Origin of the sequence: Asaia sp. SF2.1 (genome assembly GCF_000505765.1) — a bacterium.
Lineage (GTDB): Bacteria > Pseudomonadota > Alphaproteobacteria > Acetobacterales > Acetobacteraceae > Asaia > Asaia bogorensis.
The window spans coordinates 82,994-83,497 of record NZ_AYXS01000048.1 but is presented as its reverse complement, the minus strand read 5'-3'; the positions used below and the strand labels follow the sequence as shown (position 1 = coordinate 83,497).

General features: G+C 63.3%; 1 protein-coding gene. It reads left to right on the top strand.

All coding sequences use genetic code 11. The features are described from left to right. The coding region (locus tag P792_RS39205) for a UDP binding domain-containing protein (protein ID WP_035440707.1) at nt 1-504 on the top strand (504 nt) is incomplete at both ends.

The window sequence follows — 504 nt, the reverse complement described above, 5'->3', positions numbered from 1 at the left end:
CCTGCTTCCCCAAGGACACACGCGCCCTGACCGCCATTGCCCGTGATGCCGGGGCCCCCTCCCTTCTGGTTGAAGCCACGGTCTCCATTAACGAGTCCCGCAAATCGGCCATGGCCGAACGCGTGATCGCCCTGTGTGGAGGCACGGTCAAAGGCAAGAAATTGGCCGTTCTTGGCCTGACGTTCAAACCCGACACTGATGACATGCGCGAGGCCTCTTCCCTTCCGCTCATTCATCGCCTCGTGGAAGAAGGCGCCATCGTTCAGGCTTTCGATCCGGAAGGCATGAAACCGGCCCGCCCCCTCCTGCCAGAGGGCGTGATCTACGCAAATTCTGCCCAGGAGGCCGCAACGGATGCCGATGCGCTGATCGTCCTGACCGAATGGAACGAGTTCCGCGCCATCCCGCCCGCCAGGCTCAAGGCCGCGATGCGCGGCAGGGTGATTGCCGATTTCCGCAATATCTGGGACCCCGCCACCCTGCGCGACGCAGGGTTCACCTACC